Consider the following 3,735-nt stretch of genomic DNA (forward strand, 5'->3'; position numbering starts at 1 on the left):
TGCCCCACGCGGCCGGCACCACCTTCCGGGTGTGGGCCCCGCACGCCGAGGCCGTGGCCGTGGTGGGCTCCTTCAATAACTGGACGGGCGACAAGCACCCGCTCGCGCACGAAGCCGACGGCTACTGGGCGGCCGACGTGGCCGAAGCCAAGCCCGGCGACGAGTACAAGTTCCGCATCACAAACGGCGCGCAAACCTTTGACCGCAACGACCCCTACGCCCGGCAGGTAACGAACTCGGCCGGCTCGTCGGTGGTGCACAACCCGGTGTTTGACTGGGGCGACGACAACTTTCAGATGCCGGCCTGGAACGAACTGGTGGTGTACGAGCTGCACGTGGGCACCTTCAACGCGCCCGACGCGGAGCGAGTGGGCACCTTCCTGAGCGTGATTGAAAAGCTGCCCTACCTGCGCGATTTGGGCATTAACTGCATTGAGCTGCTGCCGGCCACCGAGTTTCCGGGCAGCCGCTCGTGGGGCTACAACCCGGCCAACCCCTTCGCGCTGGAAAGCGACTACGGCGGACCGCAGGCCTTCAAGGAACTGGTGAAGGCGGCGCACGCCCACGGCATCGCGGTGGTGCTCGATGTGGTGTACAACCACTTCGGCCCCGGCGACCTCGACCTGTGGCAGTTCGACGGCTGGAGCGAGAACGACGGCGGCGGCATCTACTTCTACAACGACTGGAAGGCCGAAACGCCCTGGGGCCACAACCGCCCCGACTACGGCCGCCCCGAAGTGCGCCAGTACATCCGCGACAACGCCCTGATGTGGCTGACCGACTACCGCTGCGACGGCCTGCGCGCCGATGCCATTGCCTTCATCCGCAACGTGCACGGCGAGGAAGACCCCGGCGCCGACCTGCCCGAAGGCTGGAGCCTGATGCGCTGGGTGAACGAAGAAATCGGCAAAACCATGCCCTGGAAAATCACCATCGCCGAAGACCTACGTGGCAACGCCGGCATTACGGAAACGGTAGAAAACGGCGGCCAGGGCTTCGGCTCGCAGTGGGACGGCGCGTTTGTGTACCCCATCGTGGACGCCCTAACGACGCCCAACGACGCCGACCGCGACATGCACGCCGTGGCCGGCGCCCTCACGCAGCGGTATAATGACGACGCTTTCCGGCGCGTCATCTACACCGAAAGCCACGACGAGGTGGCCAACGGCAAGCACCGCGTGGCCGAGGAAATTATGCCCGGCGCGGCCGACCACTGGTTTGCCAAGAAGCGCACCACCCTGGGCGCGGCCCTGGTGATGACGGCCCCCGGCATCCCGATGATTTTTCAGGGCCAGGAGATGCTGGCCGATGGTGCGTTCGTCGACACCGAGCCCGTGCAGTGGCAGCGCGCCGAGGAGCGCGGCGGCCTAGTGGGCCTCTACCGCGACCTCATTGCCCTGCGCCGCAACCAGCGCGGCAACACGCGCGGCCTCACCGGCCAGCACGCCCGGGTTTCGCACATCAACAACGCCGACAAGCTGGTGGCCTTTGTGCGCCAGTCGGGCGATGCCACCGCCCCCGGCGATACCACCGTGGTGCTGGCCAACTTCGCCAACCAGGCCCACGCCGGCTACACCATCGGCCTGCCCGGCCCCGGCCACTGGACGGTGCGCTTCAACAGCGACTGGCAGGGCTACGACGGCGAATTCGGCGACATGCCCAGCTTCGGCCTCGACGCTGAGGAAGGCGAGTACGACGGCTTTGCCTGGCACGGCAGCATCGCCATCGCGCCCTACGCGGCATTGATTCTGTCGCAGGAAGGCTAGTTGCTCGTACCAATAAGAACGTCATGCTGAGCTCGTCGAAGCATCTCTACCGCAGTAGTAAACTCAATCGCCGAGATTAGTTACGCGGTAGAGATGCTTCGGCAAGCTCAGCATGACGTTCTGCTATTTTATTATCTCTATTGCTCTTGCTATGACCGAAACAACGTCCTCCCCTACCGATACCCTTCCCGATAACCCGGCCGCCGCCCCCACCGCCGTGGCCCAGCTCAACCGGCCCAACTCGGAGCTGAAAAACGCCCTGTTCATCACCGCCGGGGTGGTGTCGGCGGCGTTTGGGCTGAAGGCGTTTCTGCTGTCGAGCCACTTCATTGATGGCGGCGTCACGGGGGTATCGATGCTGCTGGCGGCGGCATTTCGGCTGCCGCTGTCCATTCTGATTCTCGTCATCAACCTGCCCTTCATTGCCCTCGGCTACAACCAGCTGGGGCGGCGCTTTGCCCTGCGCAGCGCGCTGGGCATTGGCGGACTGGCGCTGGTGCTGGCCGTGGTGCCCTTCCCCGATGTGACGCACGATAAGCTGCTCACGGCCGTATTCGGCGGGGTGTTCATTGGGGCGGGCATCGGGCTGGCCATGCGCGGCGGGGCCGTGCTCGACGGCACCGAAATTGCCGCCCTGCTGGTGAGCCGCTTCCTAGTATTGCTGAAAGTGAGCGACTTGATTCTCATTCTCAACGTCGTCATTTTCGGCGTGGCGGTGCTGGTGCTGGGCACCGAGCCGGCTCTGTATTCCATGCTCACCTACTTCGCCGCCGCCCGCGTGCTGGAGTTCGTGCTGAACGGCATTGAGCAGTACACGGGCGTCACCATTGTTTCGGAGCACAGCGACGCGGTGCGCAAAGTCATCACCGAGAAGCTGGGCCGGGGCGTGACGATGTACCAGGGCAAATCGGGCTACGGCAAGCGCGGCGAGCTGGGCCTGGAGCGCGACATCGTGTTCACCGTGGTCACGCGCCTGGAGCTGCCCGCCCTGCGCACGGCGGTGCAGGAAGTCGACCCGCGCGCCTTTATCGTGCAGTACCGCATCGACGACGCGCAGGGCGGCATCATCAAGAAGCGGGCGCTGCATTAGGAGTTAGCAAAAAGCAAAATAAACGGTCATGCTGAGCGCAGCCGAAGCATCTCTACCTCAATACTAATTCAGATGAAGCAACGAAGCGGTAGAGATGCTTCGGCTGCGCTCAGCATGACGTTCTGAATCATTCAATTCTCCTTTGCTACCTCCTCCCACCTTCTCCGCCCCCGCCGGCCGCATCATCGGCCGGGCTGATGGGCCGGTACTGCGCGTCACGGGCATCCGCTACGCCCGCGCCGCCCGCTTCCGGCCGCCCGAGCCAGAGCCGGACGCGACTGAACCCATTCACGCCACTACTCCGGCGCCCGCCTGCCCCCAGCTGGCCGACCCGCGCGTGGACCAGGTAATGGGCGACCTGTTCGCGGCCCTGGATTTCGACGAAGACTGCCTGCGCCTGTCCATCACGGTGCCGGCCGATGTTCGGCCCAGGGAAAAGCTGCCCGTCGTCGTGTGGGTACACGGCGGCTCCTACGTGTCGGGCGCCGGCGATTTGGCCCTGTACGACCCCGCTACCTGGGTGAGTGAGCAGCGGCTGGTGTTTGTGGCCGTGACGTACCGGCTGGGGCTGTTCGGGTTTCTGGGCACCGATACCACGCCGCCCAACCTCGGCCTGCTCGACCTGCTGGCCGCTCTGCGCTGGGTGCAACGCAATATCGGCGCGTTCGGCGGCGACCCGGCTTTGGTTACCATGTTTGGCCATTCGTCGGGGGCCGATGCCATTGCCCAGCTGATGCTGACCGACGACGCCCCGCAGCTTTTCCGCCGCGTGATGCTGCACAGCGCGCCGCTGGGCCTCACCCGCAACCGCCAGGCGATGCTACGTGCCATGAGCGCCGCCGTGGGCGAAATTCCGCCCGGCGCTACCGCCACCGAAGT

3 protein-coding genes are annotated in these 3,735 nt (G+C 65.2%); all 3 read left to right on the forward strand.

Translation table 11 applies throughout. The features are described 5' to 3' along the window. The coding region (locus tag ACYVDE_RS17090; RefSeq protein ID WP_460502759.1) for an alpha-amylase family glycosyl hydrolase at nucleotides 1-1,766 on the forward strand (1,766 nt) is incomplete at its 5' end. A gap of 151 nt (nucleotides 1,767-1,917) precedes the next feature. Beyond that, nucleotides 1,918-2,856, forward strand: a complete 939-nt coding sequence (locus ACYVDE_RS17095; RefSeq protein WP_460502760.1) for a YitT family protein — start codon at nucleotides 1,918-1,920, stop codon at nucleotides 2,854-2,856. A gap of 142 nt (nucleotides 2,857-2,998) precedes the next feature. Next, nucleotides 2,999-3,735, forward strand: a 737-nt coding sequence (locus tag ACYVDE_RS17100) for a carboxylesterase family protein (RefSeq protein WP_460502761.1), incomplete at its 3' end; no start/stop codon positions are given.

It is taken from the genome of Hymenobacter agri (assembly GCF_054778495.1).

Coding starts and splice junctions, on each gene's coding strand:
- ACYVDE_RS17095 (WP_460502760.1), top strand. CDS start 1,918: ATGACCGAAACAACGTCCTCCCCTACCGATACCCTTCCCGATAACCCG.